This window comes from Chitinimonas koreensis, assembly GCF_014353015.1.
Lineage (GTDB): Bacteria > Pseudomonadota > Gammaproteobacteria > Burkholderiales > Chitinimonadaceae > Chitinimonas > Chitinimonas koreensis.
Genome location: NZ_CP060704.1, coordinates 4,024,242 through 4,041,216 on the forward strand (window position 1 = coordinate 4,024,242; position 16,975 = coordinate 4,041,216).

The 16,975-nt window shown below is 66.5% G+C and carries 17 protein-coding genes; 4 read left to right on the forward strand and 13 right to left on the reverse strand.

The window, feature by feature from the left end; translation table 11 throughout:
• Positions 1-3: 3 nt before the first annotated feature.
• The 13 genes from H9L41_RS16845 to H9L41_RS16905 form a co-directional block, all read right to left on the reverse strand.
• Positions 4-519, reverse strand: coding sequence for a lytic transglycosylase domain-containing protein (locus H9L41_RS16845; RefSeq protein WP_051318695.1), 516 nt, complete (start codon positions 517-519; stop codon positions 4-6).
• 7 nt (positions 520-526) lie between these two features.
• Complete coding sequence (locus H9L41_RS16850) at positions 527-1,444, reverse strand: TcpQ domain-containing protein (protein WP_028444775.1); 918 nt, start codon at positions 1,442-1,444, stop codon at positions 527-529.
• Positions 1,441-2,820, reverse strand: coding sequence for a TraB/TrbI/VirB10 family type IV secretion system protein (locus tag H9L41_RS16855; protein ID WP_028444776.1), 1,380 nt, complete (start codon positions 2,818-2,820; stop codon positions 1,441-1,443). Before H9L41_RS16855 ends, H9L41_RS16850 begins: the two co-directional genes overlap by 4 nt.
• Positions 2,820-4,106, reverse strand: coding sequence for a TrbG/VirB9 family P-type conjugative transfer protein (locus H9L41_RS16860; protein WP_157461841.1), 1,287 nt, complete (start codon positions 4,104-4,106; stop codon positions 2,820-2,822). The genes H9L41_RS16855 and H9L41_RS16860 overlap by 1 nt, the downstream gene beginning before the upstream one ends.
• Positions 4,103-4,789 carry a VirB8/TrbF family protein gene (locus H9L41_RS16865; RefSeq protein ID WP_028444778.1) on the reverse strand — a complete coding sequence of 229 codons (687 nt, stop codon included), beginning with the start codon at positions 4,787-4,789 and terminating at the stop codon, positions 4,103-4,105. The genes H9L41_RS16860 and H9L41_RS16865 overlap by 4 nt, the downstream gene beginning before the upstream one ends.
• A gap of 113 nt (positions 4,790-4,902) precedes the next feature.
• Positions 4,903-5,754, reverse strand: a complete 852-nt coding sequence (locus H9L41_RS16870) for a type IV secretion system protein (protein WP_187523498.1) — start codon at positions 5,752-5,754, stop codon at positions 4,903-4,905.
• Entirely contained in the window at positions 5,754-6,035 is a 282-nt protein-coding gene (locus H9L41_RS16875; protein WP_028444780.1) for a hypothetical protein, read from the reverse strand. Before H9L41_RS16875 ends, H9L41_RS16870 begins: the two co-directional genes overlap by 1 nt.
• Complete coding sequence (locus H9L41_RS16880) at positions 6,032-6,694, reverse strand: hypothetical protein (RefSeq protein ID WP_187523499.1); 663 nt, start codon at positions 6,692-6,694, stop codon at positions 6,032-6,034. Before H9L41_RS16880 ends, H9L41_RS16875 begins: the two co-directional genes overlap by 4 nt.
• An 85-nt stretch (positions 6,695-6,779) precedes the next feature.
• Entirely contained in the window at positions 6,780-7,385 is a 606-nt protein-coding gene (locus H9L41_RS16885) for a putative type IV secretion/conjugal transfer ATPase (protein WP_187523500.1), read from the reverse strand.
• Positions 7,343-9,355: a VirB4 family type IV secretion system protein gene (locus H9L41_RS16890; protein WP_187523501.1), complete on the reverse strand. Its 2,013-nt coding sequence runs from the start codon at positions 9,353-9,355 to the stop codon at positions 7,343-7,345. Before H9L41_RS16890 ends, H9L41_RS16885 begins: the two co-directional genes overlap by 43 nt.
• On the reverse strand, positions 9,349-9,690 hold the full coding sequence (locus H9L41_RS16895; protein WP_028444783.1) for a hypothetical protein: 342 nt from the start codon (positions 9,688-9,690) through the stop codon (positions 9,349-9,351). The genes H9L41_RS16890 and H9L41_RS16895 overlap by 7 nt, the downstream gene beginning before the upstream one ends.
• 15 nt (positions 9,691-9,705) lie before the next feature.
• A complete protein-coding gene (locus H9L41_RS16900; RefSeq protein ID WP_028444784.1) occupies positions 9,706-10,017 on the reverse strand; it encodes a hypothetical protein in 312 nt (103 codons plus the stop codon).
• Between the two features lie 45 nt (positions 10,018-10,062).
• Complete coding sequence (locus H9L41_RS16905) at positions 10,063-11,082, reverse strand: TadA family conjugal transfer-associated ATPase (RefSeq protein ID WP_028444785.1); 1,020 nt, start codon at positions 11,080-11,082, stop codon at positions 10,063-10,065.
• 784 nt (positions 11,083-11,866) lie between these two features.
• Here H9L41_RS16905 and H9L41_RS16910 point away from each other — a divergent pair.
• Genes H9L41_RS16910 through traD form a run of 4 tightly spaced genes read left to right on the forward strand, consistent with a single transcriptional unit; the run spans position 11,867 to position 16,973 of the window.
• The gene (locus H9L41_RS16910; protein ID WP_157461844.1) at positions 11,867-12,364 is read left to right on the forward strand and encodes a hypothetical protein; all 498 of its coding nucleotides are present in this window, start codon (positions 11,867-11,869) and stop codon (positions 12,362-12,364) included.
• A complete protein-coding gene (gene mobH / locus H9L41_RS16915; RefSeq protein WP_051318697.1) occupies positions 12,361-14,694 on the forward strand; it encodes a MobH family relaxase in 2,334 nt (777 codons plus the stop codon). Before H9L41_RS16910 ends, mobH begins: the two co-directional genes overlap by 4 nt.
• Positions 14,691-14,921, forward strand: coding sequence for a hypothetical protein (locus H9L41_RS16920; protein ID WP_028444787.1), 231 nt, complete (start codon positions 14,691-14,693; stop codon positions 14,919-14,921). The genes mobH and H9L41_RS16920 overlap by 4 nt, the downstream gene beginning before the upstream one ends.
• 9 nt (positions 14,922-14,930) lie before the next feature.
• Positions 14,931-16,973, forward strand: coding sequence for a type IV conjugative transfer system coupling protein TraD (traD, locus tag H9L41_RS16925; RefSeq protein ID WP_245589160.1), 2,043 nt, complete (start codon positions 14,931-14,933; stop codon positions 16,971-16,973).
• Positions 16,974-16,975: the final 2 nt, after the last annotated feature.

A 16,975-nucleotide genomic window follows, 5' to 3' on the forward strand; every position in this document is an offset into this window, starting at 1 on the left:
GAGTCATCCTTTACTCGCCCGGAACTGGGCGGGGTTGGCGGCGGTGGTCCCGATCCGCGTGGCGCGGACCTTGGCGACGTAGCCGTTGCTGAGCCCGCGGGTGAGCGAGCCGGTGTTGTAAGCGCTGAAGGCGCCCAGCACGGCGCGATCGTGGTTGCCGTATTGCCGCAGCGCGCGCCGGTAGTCCTGCAGCAGGTGGCGTTCCGCCGCGCGCAGGTTGTCGCAGGGGGTGAACACCTGTTCCCAGCTCAGGCCCATGCGGCGCACGGTGTGGTTGTTGAGCTGGCCGAGGCCGGCGTCGAAGCTGAAGCCGCGCGCATCGAGGCGGCGCGCGGTGGCCACCGCGGCGGCGAGCGATCGAGGCTGGCGCGGCAAGCGCCAGCTGCGATCGTTGATCCCGATCCGGTACACGTAGCGACCGGATTCGTGCGTGACCTGGCGCACCAGCGTGGCCGACTCGATCGACGGCGCGCAGGCCTGGCCCAGGGTGATCAGCGCGGCGACAGTGAGCGATTCCATGGCGGCCTCACTCGTTGCCGGCGACCAGTTGGATGGTCTTGTTGCCGGTGTGGAAAACCGCCTGGATGGTCGAGCGGGGGCCGAGTGCCGCAAGCAGCTGCTCGGTGGCCTCGGTCAGGCTGCCGCAGAATTCGCCCGTCGCCTCGATCAACGGATCGTCCGCGAGCTCGACGAAGACCCGCTGGTAGCCGCCCTGCCCTGCCCAGCGCTCCAACACCGCGCTCAGGTAGCGATCGTCCTGCGCGACCTTCCAGGTGCAGTTCGATGCCGCAGCGGCCGGCCGGCTCTGCCGCTGCGCCTCGCGTGCCAGGCGTTCCTGGTCGAGGCGGGCCAGCTCGCGCCGCAGCGCGTCGGCTTTCAATGCGCTCGCCCGCTCCTCGTCGATGACGCCGGCCGCCGCCAGCGCCTGGATGGCCGCATCGGGCGACACCGCCGGCGCCGGTGCGGCCGGCGAACGGCGGTAGCCGGTGGCGACCTCGATGGTGTCGTCCGGCGACGAGGCGGTCCGTGAAGGCGAACCGGCATCGCGCGGTACCGCCTGCTGGCTCGCGGCCGCCGGTGGCGCGGTGACGGTGCCTGTCACGCGAGTGGCGCCGCGCGCCCTTTCGCCCGTGTAGGCCACATCGGCCCGCCCCGTGCCCACGACGACGGTGAAGCGCTGGGCGAGGCGGGGCAGCACCCAGTACTGGCCGCGCCGCGACGGCTCCACCATCGCGGATCCGGCGGTCTGGTCGACCACGGTCGGCACAGCGTCACCGCGCAGCTGCAGGAAGGTTTGGTTGCCGTCGTCGAACACCTGCGAGACGAGGCGATCGCCGCCGATGCGGTAACGGAAGTCGAATTGGCCGACCTGCTCGAGCGCATGCGCAGCCAGGGTGCAAAGGACGAGGGCGCCGCCGGCGATCGCGCGGTGAATCGGGGTCATAGGGAGTCTCCTGGAGCAACGGGCGCGGGACCGCGCGTGATCTGGGGCGGCAGCTCGAGGTCGCGGGCGACGACGATGACGATGCGATCGCCCTTGCGGCCGGTGAGCGTCGGCTTGATGGATTGATTGCGGCTGAGGATCTGATTGGTGACCGACACCAGGACCTGGCCGGCCGCGGTCTGCAGCGCATTGCCGGAGCCGCCGGTCTGCACCACCACCTGGCCGCCGCTGCCGCTGTCGGAACTGCGCACCAGGCCGGCGATGCCGGCGACCAGGAAGCCGGCGCCGAACTGGCTCCAGAAGTGGTTGTCGACATCGGCCGGCAAGCCGCTGGCGCCGGAGCGGTCGGCCGCCTGCATGGCGCCGAGGTCGATGTGGGCGCCGGACGGGAAATCCATGCGCGAGAAGGCGGCCAGGATGCGTTGCTGGCCGAACACGACTTCGCTGTTGTACGGCCCCTTGGCGAAGGTGCCGCGCGGGATCAGAAGATGGCGCTGGCCGATGCTGTCGTAGACGTCGCGCGAGACCATGCACTCGACGATGCCGGCGAGATCGGAGATCACGTTGCGGGTGAGCTCGCACGGAATGGTCGCGCCCTCGCGAAGCATGTAGGGCGATCGGGCGGCGACCGGCCGCAGCGGCGCCTTGGCGCCGACGCCGTCCTGCTCTTTCAGCCAGGCGCTGTCCCGGTTACCCACCGGCGCCGGCGCCGCACCGCCTCCAGCTTGGTCGCGCAGCGCGGCCTGCATCAGCGTCTGACGCAACTGCGCCATGTCGTCGTTACGGCCCGGCGCGGCGGCACCGGCCGCCGAGGCCTCCGGCGGGAATCGGTCGGACTGCCGCGTCGGCTGCAGGCTACCGCCGGCCGTGTCGTCGTCCCATTCGGTCGCGCCGATGCGATCACGGCGAGCACGGCGGCGCGCTTGGCCAGCGTCGAGCTTGCGGGCCTGATAGCCGTCGATGTCAGTGCCACCTGCAGACGCGCCGGCGCCGGCGCTGCCACCCAGGTCCAGCAGCGCGCGGCGCTGCACCGGATCGATGGCACCGCTGTCGCCGCCGGCCAGATCCGGTGCCGCGGCGGCGCCGCGGTCGCGGCGGGTCATCGCCAGCTTGCGCTCGGCTTCGTCCCGGGCGGCCTGCTGCGCCTGCGCAAGCCGTGCTTCTTCGGCCTGCTTGCGCAACATCGAGGCGATCTGTGCGGGGTCCCCGCTCGCGGCCTTGGCCGCTTCGATGCGCCGCTCCTGCGCGACCGCGACCTGCGGATCCTCGCCATCGCCGAGGCTGCCGTAGATCAGTGCCAGGCCGGCGACCGCGACGGTACCGATCAGCACCAATGTGCGGAGCTTGGCGCGCGACAGCGTCGTCGTCCCGGCCATCAGTTGCCCCTCCGGGTCAGCCGGATCTCGTCGTCGCCGAGCTTGAGCAACAGCTGCTTACGCACGCCGGCGAACCGGTAGTACGGCCCCTCGACGACGTACATGATTAGCTCGCCGCTCCGATCCTTGCCGTCGAGCGACAGCAGGATCGGCGCTTCATCCAGGCCTGCCGGAAACTTGATGCGCGTCGATTGACCGTCGTCGAACACCGCTTCGGGGCGGAACGGCGCATCGCCCTCGATGCGGTAGGCGAAGTGCAGCTTGTCGACGACGACGCGCGCGGTATCCAGCGGCGGGAAGGTCTCGGCCGGCGCCACCGGCACCTGTGCCAGACGTGGCAAAGCGAACCGCTCGGGCTGAGCAGCGACGCGGTGCTGGCTGACCACGTCGCCCGCATCGAGCTCGACCAGGCTGGCGTCCCGGGTCTGCCAGGTCACGCGCTTGAACCATTGCTCCTGGTCGGTCGCGTACAGCGAGATCTCGTACACGCGCCGGTTCGTGCGGATCTTGCCCTCGTTGTCGATGCCGTTTGCCGTGGGCTTGAAGATCAGCATGTCCCGCTCGCGGGTGAGCCGGATCCGCCAGCTGGCGTCGCACTGGCCGAGCGGATCGCCCTCACCTGCCGTATCGGTCTCGCCACCCTTCTCGACGGTCACGCAGCCATCCGAGAAATAGACGCCGGTCACCCGCTCGTCCGGCGCGAACTGCAGGGTCGTCAGCAGGCCGGCGCGGCCGACGATGCGGTAGGTCACGTCGGGGTCGTAGGGGAAGGACACGAGGCGCGGATCGCGGAAGCGGGCTGCCGCGACACCTGGCGTCGCGCCGCCCACCAGGATGGGCGCGGCGGTCTCGGCCGGCGCCGGCGCGGCAGCGACGATCGGCGCGATCGGACGACGGACGACCGGGCGACGGGCCGGGAGCGGCCGGTTGGCCGACGCGGATGGCCGGGCCACGCTGCTCGGCGCGACGGTTGGTCGAGCGATCGGCGCGGCTGCCGCGACGGGCTGGCCGGGCGCAGCCACTTGGGCGAGCCGTGTCGCGCCTGGCGGCGTCATGGATGCCTGTGGCAGGCGTTGCGCCGGGGCGGCACTCGCCGCAGCTTGCGGCGCACGCGGCAGCGGCACAGGCGTGATGGCAGCCGGTCGCGGTGTCGCCGCGGCTGTAGGCCGCGCTGCGGGAATGGCGGCCAGGAGCGCCTGCTCGTCGGGCGTCGCGCACCACGCCGACGGAAGTAGTGCGAGCAGCATGAGCAGCCGCCCCCGATAGATGGTGGTGGCGGCGCTCATTTGGCCTCGTCCGTGAAGGTGAAATGGGTGACCCGCAGGCCGATCGGGTTGACGCGGTCGGCCTCCTCGGCCGACTTCGGTGGGATCAGCACGTATTGGACGGTGACGATGATCACGCGCGTGCCCGCCTTGCTGTCCGTCAGCTTGGCGCGGACGAGCACCATGTCGGTGCCTTTGTCCGAGATCGGGTTGGACGACAGGATCTCGACGTCGCGCGTCCACGTCGGATCGGTGACCCAGCGCGCCGCAGGCTGCTCCGCGAGCAGGAAGCGGGTGAGCTCGCCGACGGCGGCACCGCTGGTCATCGCTGCGGCGGCCCGCAGATCGGCCTCGGTGGTCGCGGCATTGCCAGTCCACACCAGGCGGACCCACCGCCTCGCTTCGTAGGTCTTGTTGATCAGCGCGGGATTGAACTCGCGGGCGGCACGTCGGCTGAGGTAGGTTTCGCCGGTCTCGGGATTGGCTTCAATGAGGAACGGCACGGCCACCGTCGGCTGGGCCATGCGGTACAGCACGACGAGCAGAACGAGCGTGACCAGCCAGTGCAGCAGGTCGGCGAGCTCTCGGCGCTGCAGCTTGAGCAGCGGCCGGCCGAAGGCCTCGAAGTAGCGCACCTGGCTGGAGGCCGGCGCCACGGTCGACGGCAGTTCGACCGCATCGGGTGGTGATTTGCGTTTGAACATGGCGACGCCTTACTTTCGCAGCGATGACATGGGGGAACGGAACCGGAGGGTGGCGGCATTGCCGCTGATCAAGCCTTGGGCGACGCCAGGCGCCTGCCACAACATCACGGCGATCAATCCGAGCAGGAGCAGCAAGGGGCCGCCGCCATCAGGTCGGCTGCGGGACCGAACGCAGACGCCTGCTGGCTGACCTCGAGCGAGAACTTGGCGGCGACGGCCTGCGCGCCCTCGACCATGCCGGCGGCGAGTTGGATCAAGACGGTGGCCACCAGCTTGAGCAGCGCGGCGCCGACGCTGAACCGGATCCAGCCGTCACAGAGGAAGGAGAAGCGCTCGACCAGGACCCAGGGCATCAACAGCGGTCCGAAGATGAGCGCCAGGATCAGGAAGACGTCGGACAGCGTGTAGAGCGCGAGGTAGATCAGCGCGCACACCAGGATCGACAGCGTGATGGCGCCGATGATGAGGATGCGCACCATCATCTGGGTGAGCAGCGTCTGCAGCGCGAAGGGATTGAACGCACTCAGCGTCAGGCCGCCATCGTCGCCACCGGTGAGCTTGCTCATGTCGAGCATCCAGTCCATCGACGACATGGCCCGCACCAGCGCGGTCAGCGCGATGTTGGCCGCGCCACGGGTGTCGGTCCCGGTCAGATGGCCCGCGAGCTGATTGATGCCGTCGACCGCGATGCCCTTGGGACCGTTGGCGGTCATGTAGGCGGTCAGGAAAAACACAACCAGCGAGACGGTGATGACGGTGTTGAGGATGCTCACCGCGAGCGATGGGCCATTGCCTTCCGCGAACCAATCGACCATGTTCCAGAACAGCGCCCACAGCGCGAGCACGCCGGTGAACTGGAAGCCGATCGGGATGGCGCGCGCGATCATCGTGGCGCCCTCGATGGACATGCTGGTCAACGCGGCGTTGATGGTGTCCCAGGCGAGCGTGGCGAGATCCGCGGCCATCACAGCCTCCCCAGCCATGCGGCGATCGCCAGCAGCGGAGGCAACGCCATCAGCGCCAAGAGGCCGGCGACCACCAACCGCGGCTGATCCTGGCTGGTTACCCCCACGGCCCAGGCGAACGCATGGCGAGCCGAAGCGCCGGCGATCGCCGGCGCCGGCAGCCGCTCCCGCTCCTCCCCGTCCAGCTGGCCCCGCACCTCCAGCGCCGCATCCAGCAACGCGGCGTCGTCGTCGGCAAGTCGGCTGACACGATAGGCCAGGCTACGCAGCGGGGGCCTCACTTGAGCACCCCAGGCAGGTCGGAGCGGAAATCGTTGGTGAACTGTTCGTTCGCCTGCCGCTTGGCCTTCATCGCTGCGTATTCGTCGATCCGGCGCTGCGCTTCGGCCTGGCGCGCCTCCTCCTGCAGCTGCAATCCCTCGCTTCGGTCAACCATCGACCGCCGCATCAGGTCGCGAATGCCCGCCAGCTCGCCGGACATCATGTGGCTGTACTGGGCCAGGGTCTGGAGCCCTTCCACGTTGCCGGCGATGCCCGGGATGGTCTGGTACAGATCCTGGTATTCCTGGTTGCGTTGCTCCGCATCGTCGAGCGCCGCGACGTCGTCCTCGAGCTGCTGGGCGAAGATGCCGCCGCGCTGCTTGGCCAGGTCAACCTCCGCCTGGAAGTACTCGCGCGGATCCATGCGCATGCGCTTCATTTCGTCGAGCCGACGCTTGAGCACCTTGCGGGCCTCCTGGCTCGACGATTTCAGGCTCTTGACGCTCTGGTACAGCGCGCGCAGGCCGGCGAGTTGCCGGTTGTAGAACGCGAGGCGCCGCCCAACCTGGGCAGGGTCGAGCTGCTTCAGGTTCGCGATCATCGTCTCGAACTGGCGGATCTGATTGGTGATCTGGGTCACCTCGCTGGACTGCACCAGGATCAGTTCGAGGTTGTTCATGATCTGGGTCCACTCGGTCGCCCACCACGCGGCCTGGGTCGGTGGCGCCAACAGCGCGAACGACAGCAGGACGGCGAGGACGCGCTTAGAACGCTTCATCTGAGGTCTCCTCGGGGACGGGGATGCGAGACATGGCGTCGAGATAGGCCGCTTCCCAACCGGGCTTGCCGTGGCCTTGCTGCCAATGCGCGTCGAAAGTGTTCTGGGCCAGCGCGTCAGAACGGCAGTACGCCAGCGCGAACGCATCGAGGTCGGTGCTGAACAGGCGCGAGATGCCCTCCTGCACCAGCAGGTACTGCTTCTTCGGGATCGCCGTGGCGATCTGCTGGATCTGTTTGGGATTGAGGTTCAGCTCAGTCGCGTAGAGCTGGGCGAGCGACTGCTTGTGCGCGCTCTTGTTGGGCAGATAGAAATAGGTCGCGATGTTGTCGCGCAGCGAGGCCTTGATCTGCGGGCTGTTGACACCATCCTCGGGGCTCTGGACGGTCAGGATCAGGTTGCACAGCTTCTTGCCGAGCCGCTTGAGCAGGCCGTCCATGCGGGCGGCGAACCACGGATGGCGCAGCAGGTCGCCGGCCTCCTCGGCGTAGATGACGGTCGGCACCAGCTCGGTCTGCTGGTTCAGCATGTCCTCGATGCGGTACAGCATCAGGTCGAAGAAGAGCTCGGCCGCCTTGGGCGCGACCAGCACGCCACCCATTTCGATGCAGAGGTTGTCGGCGATGCCGAAGTCGTCCTCGGCGTGATCGAAGATTGCGCCGTAAGCGCCGCCTTCGATCCACGGGCCAGCGCGTCCTTGAGCTTTCCGGGCGGAAGATGGAGCCAGATCGTCTGCAGGCGCCAAAGGCGCCAACTCGCCGCCGGCAATCCAGCGGTCATCTCCATCGCCTCGTGCAGCGACTTCGCATCATCCGCGTCGAAGGCGCTACCGACCGTGCCGGCAAGCTGCTTGATCCATTCCGTCAGGAACAGCCAGTGACGCTTGTCCGCGAGCAACACCAGCGGGTTGATACGGGTTTCCGAATCGCGGGTATTGATCCAGGTCCCGCCGGTCAACAGGGTGGGAATGCGGCAGCTGCGGTCGCGGTCGAAGCGGATCACCCGGACCTTGCCGTAACGTGCAAACAGCACGAGCAGCAGGTTGATCAGCACCGTCTTGCCGCCGCGTGTGGGTCCGACCACCAGCACGTGCCCTTTGTCGAGCGCGTGGAAGTTCACGTTGACCGCGGTGCCATGCTCGGTGAGGAATTGCACCAGGGCCGGGCAGATCCGCTTGAGCTGCTCGGTGAGGTAGCCGTTGATCGAGTCTCCCGGGCGGACGGTGAACACCGGCGCCAGGTGAGCGATATGAGCGCTGGAGAATTCGATCCAACGCACGATCTCGCCCCACTGCCCGGGCAGCGTGCCGGCGTAGGCGCTGACGAGGTGGAAGGTCTCGCGAATCGGCAGCAGGCGTGCGCTGCGCAGCTCGTTTTCGACCAGATCGACGGCGTCCTGCAGTTTTTCCGGGCTGTCTGCATGGACCAGGATGGTGAGGTTCGCCGGGCCGTAGCCGATCGTGTCTTCCTCGATCTCCTTGATGATGCTTTCGACCTCGGCAACCGCCGCAGCCTTGTCGGCGCGCGGTGTGACACCCTCCATGTCCTTCTTCTTGGCGAGCGCGGCCGCGACGTAGGTCAGCGGGTTGAACTTCGTCAGGTCGAAGTAATACTTGCGCGCCTTGAGCAATCGCAGCGCGTCGTCGCGATGCAGCTTCCGCCAGCACAGCGAGAGGGTGAGCTCGACCGGCAAGGTCAGTAGCCGTTCCAGCTTGCGCACGCGAGCGCCGTCTGGCGGGGTCGGCCATTGCTTGATCTGGATCGCCGCCGTGTACTTCGTGCGAAAGCCCCGAATCACCAAATGGTCGCCGCGGGGCTCGATGACCGCGTCGCCCAGCGCCGCGTCCATCAGCACGTTGTTGGGCAAGGCGACCCGGGCCTGGCCGGCGTGCACGATCGACGCGCAGGCGTGCAGGAAAGCGTGCAACGCATCGCCACGCAGCCGCTCGAACTGCATGTCCGGCAAGGCCTGGGTCGTCGTCGCGAGCATTTCCTCGTAGCGCGCGACGGCCAGGTCGAGCTCACCGGCGGTGTAGGCGAAAGCGCTACCCGCAAAGAAGTGCGTGCGGATCGCTTCGAACAATGCCTTCGGCAGGCTATCGCTACGCCTGATGGCATGGGTCAACCGGTCCTGCAGACCCATCTTGTTGGCCAGCGCATTGCCCAGCAGCGACAGGTAATGCCGATTGACGAAGTTCTTTCCGCCGGCAGCCTGCCGCGCCGCCATGTGCGCGTCGAGCTGGGCGGCGATCGGATTGAGGAACTGGCCTGTCGGCCAGTTCGATTCCGCGCGTCGGTGGACGGTCCACCACAGCGTCGGTGGCCACTGCTTGAGGCCGTTCAGCACGCCCTGCAGCTGCTGCGCCCATTGGTTGACTTCGCCGTTCATCAACGCCTCAGCGTCGATGCCGCCGATGGCGTAGCAAGCCAACAGGCCAGAGTCCTTGTTGACGATCAGCTTGTCGTCGTACGCGAACAACCAGGGCGCGAGCTCAGCCGTAGAGCGCCGCTCATCGTCGCCGACGTGGTCGTAGCGAAAACGCTGATCGCGCAGGTTCAGCACAGCGAACCCCGCCCGAGGCCGGAGGGCCGCGCGTTACGGCGCAACTGGTGGTGGGGCCATGGGTCGTAGCAGGCGGCCTGGTGGTAGTAGCGCCACAGCACGCTGGGTAGGCATGGATCGATCCGATAGACCCAGCCGAGCGCCTCGTGGATGAGGCCGAAGAAGGCAATCGCCGCGAAGGAGAACGCGCCGTTCAGCGTGTACGCGATCATGAGCACCATGGCGCACACCATCCACAGCGAGAGCGCGATCTTCCAAGGCACCGAGCGCAAGGCGAGCCGGTTGGCTACCGCGGGCAGGATCGGGATGACGGTCAATTCGACGAACTCGCTCATGGTCGATCGCGCCGATCAGTTGCACATGTAGCTTTGCAGACCCGGGAAGGTCTTCATCCCCAGCGGAACGATGCCGATGAGGCCGACGACGACGATGAAGATGCGTACCACCATCGTTCCGGACTTTTCTCCTTTCTCGCCTTGAAAGACCGAGAACAGGATCATCACCAGCCCGAACAAGCCGAGGAACGCGGCCGCTTCCTTCGACACTTCGGGGAGCAGGTTGCACATCGGCTCCATCAGGCCGAGGACCGCCGCGCTGGCGGGCACGCTCGCGAGGCCGAAGGTCAGGGCAACCACACACAACTTGGCGGTTGTGGAGGGCATGGGACGGGGATTGCACGGTTGCATGAGGCAGCTCCTGGGCATGGGTCAGTAGAAGCGGTGGTAGAGGCGCTGGGTCTGGTAGCGGTCTTGCTCGTCGACGCCGAGTACCGCGAGCACCGAAAGGGGAAATCGCTCGTGCCTGTATCGCGAGGCCTGGATCACGTAGTGGATGGCCGAGCCGATCTTTCGGCGCAGTGCGCCGAGCGGCAGCGTCGACGCCTTGGGGCTCTGGCGCACCAGGTCCTCCAGGCGATACAGGGCCAGCTCGTCGCTGTCGGCATGGATGGAACAGATGCCGCCGGAGTGGCCGGTATTGAGGACATCGAGGTAGTCGTAGGCCGTGCCGTCGCGTACTTCGCCGATCACCGGCTGGTCCGGCCTGAATCGCATCAGCAGCCGCACAGCGTCCTGCATGGAAAAGCCCATGTCGGCGTTGCACTCGAACTGCACAGAGTTCGGATGCACGAGCTCCAGCTCGCGCGTGTCTTCGATGGAGATCAGCCGGCGTTCGCGGCGGATCTGAGAGATAAGCGCGTTGATGAAGGTGGTCTTGCCGGTCGAAGTGCCACCCGACACGAGGACGTTCGCGCCAGAGCGCATGACCCAACCGAGGAAGTCGGCCAGCGCACGCCCACCCTGCGCCACGGCAGCCGGGTCGGGCCGCTCCGCCGCCAGTTCTGCCGGCAGCGGGATACGATTCAGCAGGCCTCGCTCGAGGTAGTCATCGACCGACAGCTGCGTCGGCGAGTGCTTGCGGATGGCGATCGCATCGCCATGCACGGCGAACGGGTGGTGGACGGCGGCAAATCGGTAACCCGGGAGCCGGGCGTCGATGAAGGGCGCGCGGCCTTTGGTGGCCAGGTTCGAAAGCGTGCGCAAGCCGCCGGACAAGTTGCTCGGGCTCAGTTCGACGTCGAGTTGCGTCATTTCGCCGCGCCGCTCGATCCAGACGTTGTCCGGGCTGTTGACCATGATTTCCTGGACGGTCGGATCCGCCATGAAGGGCAATAGCGGCGCCATGTGCTGCTGGAACAGCGCGGTCAACTCTCGCTCGTAGGTAATCACGCGATCACCTCCGAACCATCCGGCTCGCATGACCGCGACCCATTCGCCGGATGCGAATCCGCATGCGGATGCTGGTCTGTGAATGAGCGAACGGCGCGTGCCATGGCCAATCAATTCCGTAGTGAAAAAGTGGCTGCCGCGTAAACGGCAGCCCCAATCGCTTGTTTGCCCTGCAACAAAACGAACTAGGCCCACTTGGAGAAGGGCCAGCTCGTGTCAGCTGCGGAGCGGAATTTATTGGCTGGGCAATAGGAAAGTCACTGCAAAACCCTTTCTGAATGAGAAAGGGTTTATGCGTGACATAAGCAGATCGGGCGTGTAATACTGATAGGTTTTCCGTGCGGAACCGCGATGGCGGCGCCATCGTAAAATCAAAGAGATAGCGCGATCAGGTATTTCGGACGGGCTGGGTTGCGCTGTCCGCATGAGGACAGTGCCGGGCAGAATGGATAAGGGTCCTACCAAAAGGGCCGGCCCTGGAAATCGCTGGTAATTCCCGCGATTTCCAGGGCAAACGGCCTTAATGGAAATGGGGCAAGAGCCTTACGGGACAAGGGGCAGCGGCCTGCTGCGCCCTGGCTGGCTCAGCAGGCCGAAAGGGCCGCAAGGGGAAATGGCGCAATGGCCCGAAACGGAATGGCGTATCGCCGGGCTCTTTAGCGTGCCGCAAATATTCGCGCAAAGTCAATCGAAAACCCTTTCTCATCGCGGAAGGGTTTTCGATTGATATAGCGGGGCCAATTTCGCTAGCCTCGCCCATCCCATTGCGATCTGTAAGTTTCCCGTGGCCCGACTCAAACCCACCGCATCGGCCTGCCGTGCGCCATTGACCAATCAGCTCCTGCGACAACTCGCAGCGCTGAATATGGCCGATTGGTTCATTCCGGCAATGAGCTGGCTGGGGCATTACGACGGCTGGATCAGCTATGCGAATGCCGAACGGTTGCTGCAAATCGATGATGTGCCGCTGCTGCAATTCCAAGTGGGGCTCGAACGACTCGCCGGCCGCACGCGCCGGCCGAACGACAGCGACGTCGCGCATGTCCTGTCGCAGCTGGACTGCCTCACCTGGCGCGCCGCGGCGGACTGCCCCACTTCCGGCCGGGCGGGCGAATGGGACAGCACCCAGGAACCCTTCTCTCGGCTACTGCGGCGCGGCCCCGTGCGAGTCTGGCGCCAGTCGACGCCCTCTCCGCGCCGCGACAGGATCTACAGCTGGCTGCTCGACCGCCATGACGGCCGCGTCCGCATATGCGGACGCACCGAGGAACGGCCGGTATGAGCCTCTGGCTAGCCGGCAGCGTCGTCGTGGTAGGCGCGACCGTATGGTGGTGGCTCGGCCGCCGGCCAGCCGATACGGCTGGCAATGACTCGCTGTCCACACATGCGGACAAGGGCGCCAAACCGCCGACCACAGGCAGGAGCCCATCCGACAGCATCGAGGTGCTGGACGCCGCCGGTCTATGGGCGCTGACCAAGGTCGACGGCCGGGTCGAGCGAATCCGCCAGTCGCTCGGATTCAGCGATCGCAATTGGCAGGACGTGCTGCCGCTGCTGCAAGGCGTGTCCGAGTTCGTGCAGCGCCTGCCAGCGAGCGAATCCCACCACCATGCGCAACCAGGCGGTTTGCTGATCCACATATTCGAGGTCGCGGAACACGCCGTACGGGCCAGCGAGGGACGAGAAATACCACCCGGGCGGTCGCCCGAAGAACGGGCGCAGCTGCGCCACCGGTGGCGCTATGGCGTCCTCGTCGCCGCGCTGCTGCACGACATCGGCAAGCCGTTGACCGATCTCCGCATCGAAATTCCGTCAGCGGATCCGCAGAAGCCGAGGCTCTGGAATCCCCTCGCAGGATCGCTGCTCGAGTGCGGCGCGCCGCACTATCGCGTCAGGTTTGCGCCAAGCAACGAGCGCGATTACGGACTGCATCAGCGGGCCGGCATCATCCTGTTCCAGCGCTTGATCCCGTCCACCGCGCGGCAATGGCTGGCCGAGGATCCGCTGCTGATGGAGACGCTGACTGCGGTACTGGCCGGCGACGCGGATCGGCGCAACAACGTCATGGCCGAGCTCGTCAGTCAGGCCGACTCGAAGTCGGTCGCGGACAACCTGGCTAACGGGTCGCGCCGGCGTTTCGGTAGCGCTAAAGCCGTTCCGCTGATTGAACGGCTGATGAGGGCGCTCCGGACGCAGTTGGCCGACGGTGAGCTCCCGTTGAATCGCGCTGGCGCGGCCGGCTGGGTGCACGACGGCTGCGCTTGGCTCGTCAGCAAGCGCGTCGCAGATGCCTGCCGTGATTGGCTGCAGGCGCAACCCGATGCGGCGTCGCAGAGCGGCATACCTGCGGACAACGAGCGGTTGATGGACTGCTGGCAGGAGTATGGCGCACTGCGTGCCAATCCCGAGACCGGCCAGGCGATCTGGCGCATCGACGTCAAGCACGGCGACTTCCAGGTCCCGCGCCTGACGGTCCTCTGCTTCCCGCTCGACAAGTTGTATGAAAGTCCTGCGCAATATCCAGCTGCGTTCGGAGGCCGGATCACCGTCGGCGCCGGCAAGGCACCAGCCATCGTCGGCGGCGCTGAGCCGGCACCGACCGAAGCCCCGTTGTCCGAGGTCGTTGAGCCGCTGCAGGCCGACGCGCTTCCCCCTGCCGCACGCGATGCGGATCTGGCGCCAGTCGACCGCTTCGCGACCGGGCCGGTCGCTGTCGCCCCTGTGGATGAGGTAGACGACGATCCGTTTTCGTTTACGCCACTACCGCCAACTGAAGTCGCACCATCTCCCACGATCACTGCACAGCCATCGACTGCGCCGTCCTCACGAGCGGCCACGGATGTCGGCACGCCCGACCTTCCCGCACCGCCCCGCGCAATCGTGTCCAGCCACTCACCTGACGGTGAGAATCCCGAGGACGCCCTACTGGCCGCGTTTGGAGTGGGATCTGCCAACGCGCGGCCGCTGCCGCTTCAACCGGCCCGCAGCTCGAGCGAGCCGCCTACCGAGGGTGACCTCGAGCCTGTCGCCGAGCCGCTGCAGGCGTCAGCGGTCCCGCTGTACGCGATGCCGCCGGCGCTGCAGGTGCAGGCGCCAAACGCCACCGTCGTCCCGGCGGTTCCCGCTGCAATCGGTCTCGAGGTCACGGAGAGGCTCGGTATTTCCCGGCGATTGACCTATCAGCTGCTGGCATGGGTCCAGCAGGGCGTCGGCAGCGGCGCGCTCGAGCACAACAGTGCCAAGGCCATCGTGCATTTCGTACCGGAAGGCATGCTGCTGATTTCGCCTGCAGTTTTCCACCGATTCGTGGAAAGCGGTGCCCGCCTCGAGCTGTTGCCCGAGCCCAGCGCTGACGACCAGAAGAAGCACCGAACGCCAGCGCAGATCGTCCAGCGGCATGTATCCAAGAGCCGCCTGATGGCGCCAAACACCGTCATCGACGGCAAAGGTAAGCCTGACACGCGCTGGGTACACAGCTACCGCACTGCCAGCGGCGCGGTCGTCCACGGCTTTGTCCTCCCCAATCCCGAATCGCTCTTCAGCCCTGTCCCAGCCCCGAATCCGCACCTCGCCAAGCTGGTGCAGGCCTCCTCCACTGGAGCATCTCCATGAACGTCACCATGCATTTCAACGCCATCAATATGGACGACTTCACCGACCGCCCGGTCAGTGAAGCCCTGGAGCACCTGGTGGCGCAACGCCAGCCGATCGCCGGGATGGCCACCCTGGACGCCGGCGGCCAGCCCATCGGCGCGCTGGTCCTCATCGTCGGACCGACGACAGGCGAGCATCTGGCTGCGCTCAAGATCGACCTTTCTGCCCCCTCGAAGTCAGCCTGATTACCCATCGTGCTCGACAACCCGTTCCGCCCGCCCTTCGAGTTCTACTCGACCGCGGCCGCCGTGGCCGGTGCAGGCGCCCTGCTGACACATCCCGGATTGGCACCGTCGATACCGTCGCTGATCGGCGCCACTGCAGCGCTGGGCGTCGTCGCGCTGCACCGAGGGAGGCAGGGTTGGCGCATCCACCGCAGCCGCCGCAATCTGCGCCGGCTGTCGTCCTACGTGGTCACCGCCGACGAGATACCACGGGCGCGCCAGCATCTGTTCCTGGGCAAGGGCTTCCGATGGTTACCCCGGCACACCGAGCGGCTGCACCTGGCCCGGCAGCCGGCGTACGACCATCTCAGGCTGGATTCGAAGCTCTACAAGGCGGCGCGCCGAATCGAGCGCGAATCGGACGGCAAGCACTGGCTCTGCAAGTACACGACGCGCCTCGCCTGGTGGAACCCGGTCGCGCCGCTCCCGCCAGTCGGAGGGGACCCGGCGATCCATGGCATCGAGCTCGACGAGGAGGACATCTGGCAAGCGACCGACGAGCGCGTCGGCCACACCCTGGTGCTCGGCACCACCCGCGTCGGTAAGACTCGGCTGGCCGAGCTGCTGATCAGCCAGGACATCGCCCGGGGTGAAATCGTCATCGTCTTCGACCCGAAGGGCGATGCCGATTTGCTCAAGCGGATGTACGCCGAGGCTGTGCGTGCGGGGCGCGAGAAGGACTTCTACATGTTCCATCTCGGCTATCCGGAGCTCTCTGCCCGTTACAACCCCGTGGGGAATTTCGGCAAGATCACCGAGGTCGCGACCCGCACGGCCGGCCCGCTGCCGTCGGAAGGGCAAAGTGCGACCTTCCGGCAATTCGTCTGGCGGTTCGTCAACGTGATGGCCAGAGCGATGGCGCTCCTTGGCCTCAAGCCGAGCTACAAGGCGATCTACCAGCACGCGGTCAACATCGATGCGCTGTGCCTGCAGTACTTCGAATTCTGGCTCGACCGCGATCGCCCGGACTGGCGCAAGGAGCTCGACCAGTTCAACGTCGACGGCAAGACGCTGCAGGAAAAGTGCCGGAAGACAGGCCGCACCGACACCACGGTCAAGCTGCTGATGTACATCCAGGAGCAGGCGCTGCAGGACGACGTCGGGACTGCCCTGATGAGCGTGCTGTCCAACGACAGGACCTACTTCGAAAAGCTGGTGTCCTCGCTCTTCCCGCTCCTCGAGAAGCTGACAACGGGCGACATTGCCGGCCTGCTGTCGCCCGACTACGACGACGCCAGCGACAGCCGACCGATCTTCGACTGGGCCAAGGTGTTCGACCAGAAGGCGATCGTCTACTTCGGCCTCGACGCGCTGACGGACTATGAGGTCGCCGGCGCGGTTGGCAACGCGGCCTTTGCCGATCTCACGTCGCTGGCCGGCAAGATCTACAAGCATGGCCAGGCGTATGGCCAGCGCCAGGCCAACCCGCCTACGAAGGCGGCCATGCACTTCGACGAATTCAATGAGTTGATCGGCGACGAGTTCATCCCGATGGTCAACAAGGCCGGCGGCGCCGGCTTCCAGGTGACCGCGTACACGCAGACCTGGTCGGATGTCGAAGCGAAGATCGGCAACGCCGCGAAGGCCGGCCAGATCGCCGGCAACTTCAACAGCCTGATCATGCTGCGGGTCAAGAACACCGAGACCGCCGAGCTGCTGACCGACCAGCTACCCAAGGTCCGAATCCGGCAGGTGACGCCCGACTCGTCCGCCAACGACATCGGCGATCCGGGGGACGCCACGACCTTCAAGAGCAGCAACAAGGATTCCGTCAGCACGGTCGAGGTCGACATGGTGCAGCCCAGCGACCTGGTGCAGCTGCCGAAGGGTCAAGCGTTCGCGCTCATCAACGGTGGCCAGCTCTACAAGATCCGCATGCCGCTGGCGTCGGCCGCGAACGATCCGGCGATGCCGGCCAACCTGCAGGCGATGGCCAACTCGATGCGCGAGAAGTACAACGCGGCCATCAACGACGACGAGGTCGACGTGCAAGGCCTCGGGGCCGGGTGGTAGGC

What these genes read in the sequence shown, in the direction of transcription:
- H9L41_RS16845 (WP_051318695.1), bottom strand. Translation starts at nt 519, where the DNA reads ATGGAATCGCTCACTGTCGCCGCGCTGATCACCCTGGGCCAGGCCTGC.
- H9L41_RS16850 (WP_028444775.1), bottom strand. Translation starts at nt 1,444, where the DNA reads ATGACCCCGATTCACCGCGCGATCGCCGGCGGCGCCCTCGTCCTTTGC.
- H9L41_RS16855 (WP_028444776.1), bottom strand. Translation starts at nt 2,820, where the DNA reads ATGGCCGGGACGACGACGCTGTCGCGCGCCAAGCTCCGCACATTGGTG.
- H9L41_RS16860 (WP_157461841.1), bottom strand. Translation starts at nt 4,106, where the DNA reads ATGAGCGCCGCCACCACCATCTATCGGGGGCGGCTGCTCATGCTGCTC.
- H9L41_RS16865 (WP_028444778.1), bottom strand. Translation starts at nt 4,789, where the DNA reads ATGTTCAAACGCAAATCACCACCCGATGCGGTCGAACTGCCGTCGACC.
- H9L41_RS16870 (WP_187523498.1), bottom strand. Translation starts at nt 5,754, where the DNA reads ATGGCCGCGGATCTCGCCACGCTCGCCTGGGACACCATCAACGCCGCG.
- H9L41_RS16880 (WP_187523499.1), bottom strand. Translation starts at nt 6,694, where the DNA reads ATGAACAACCTCGAACTGATCCTGGTGCAGTCCAGCGAGGTGACCCAG.
- H9L41_RS16895 (WP_028444783.1), bottom strand. Translation starts at nt 9,690, where the DNA reads ATGAGCGAGTTCGTCGAATTGACCGTCATCCCGATCCTGCCCGCGGTA.
- H9L41_RS16900 (WP_028444784.1), bottom strand. Translation starts at nt 10,017, where the DNA reads ATGCCCTCCACAACCGCCAAGTTGTGTGTGGTTGCCCTGACCTTCGGC.
- mobH (WP_051318697.1), top strand. Translation starts at nt 12,361, where the DNA reads ATGAGCCTCTGGCTAGCCGGCAGCGTCGTCGTGGTAGGCGCGACCGTA.
- H9L41_RS16920 (WP_028444787.1), top strand. Translation starts at nt 14,691, where the DNA reads ATGAACGTCACCATGCATTTCAACGCCATCAATATGGACGACTTCACC.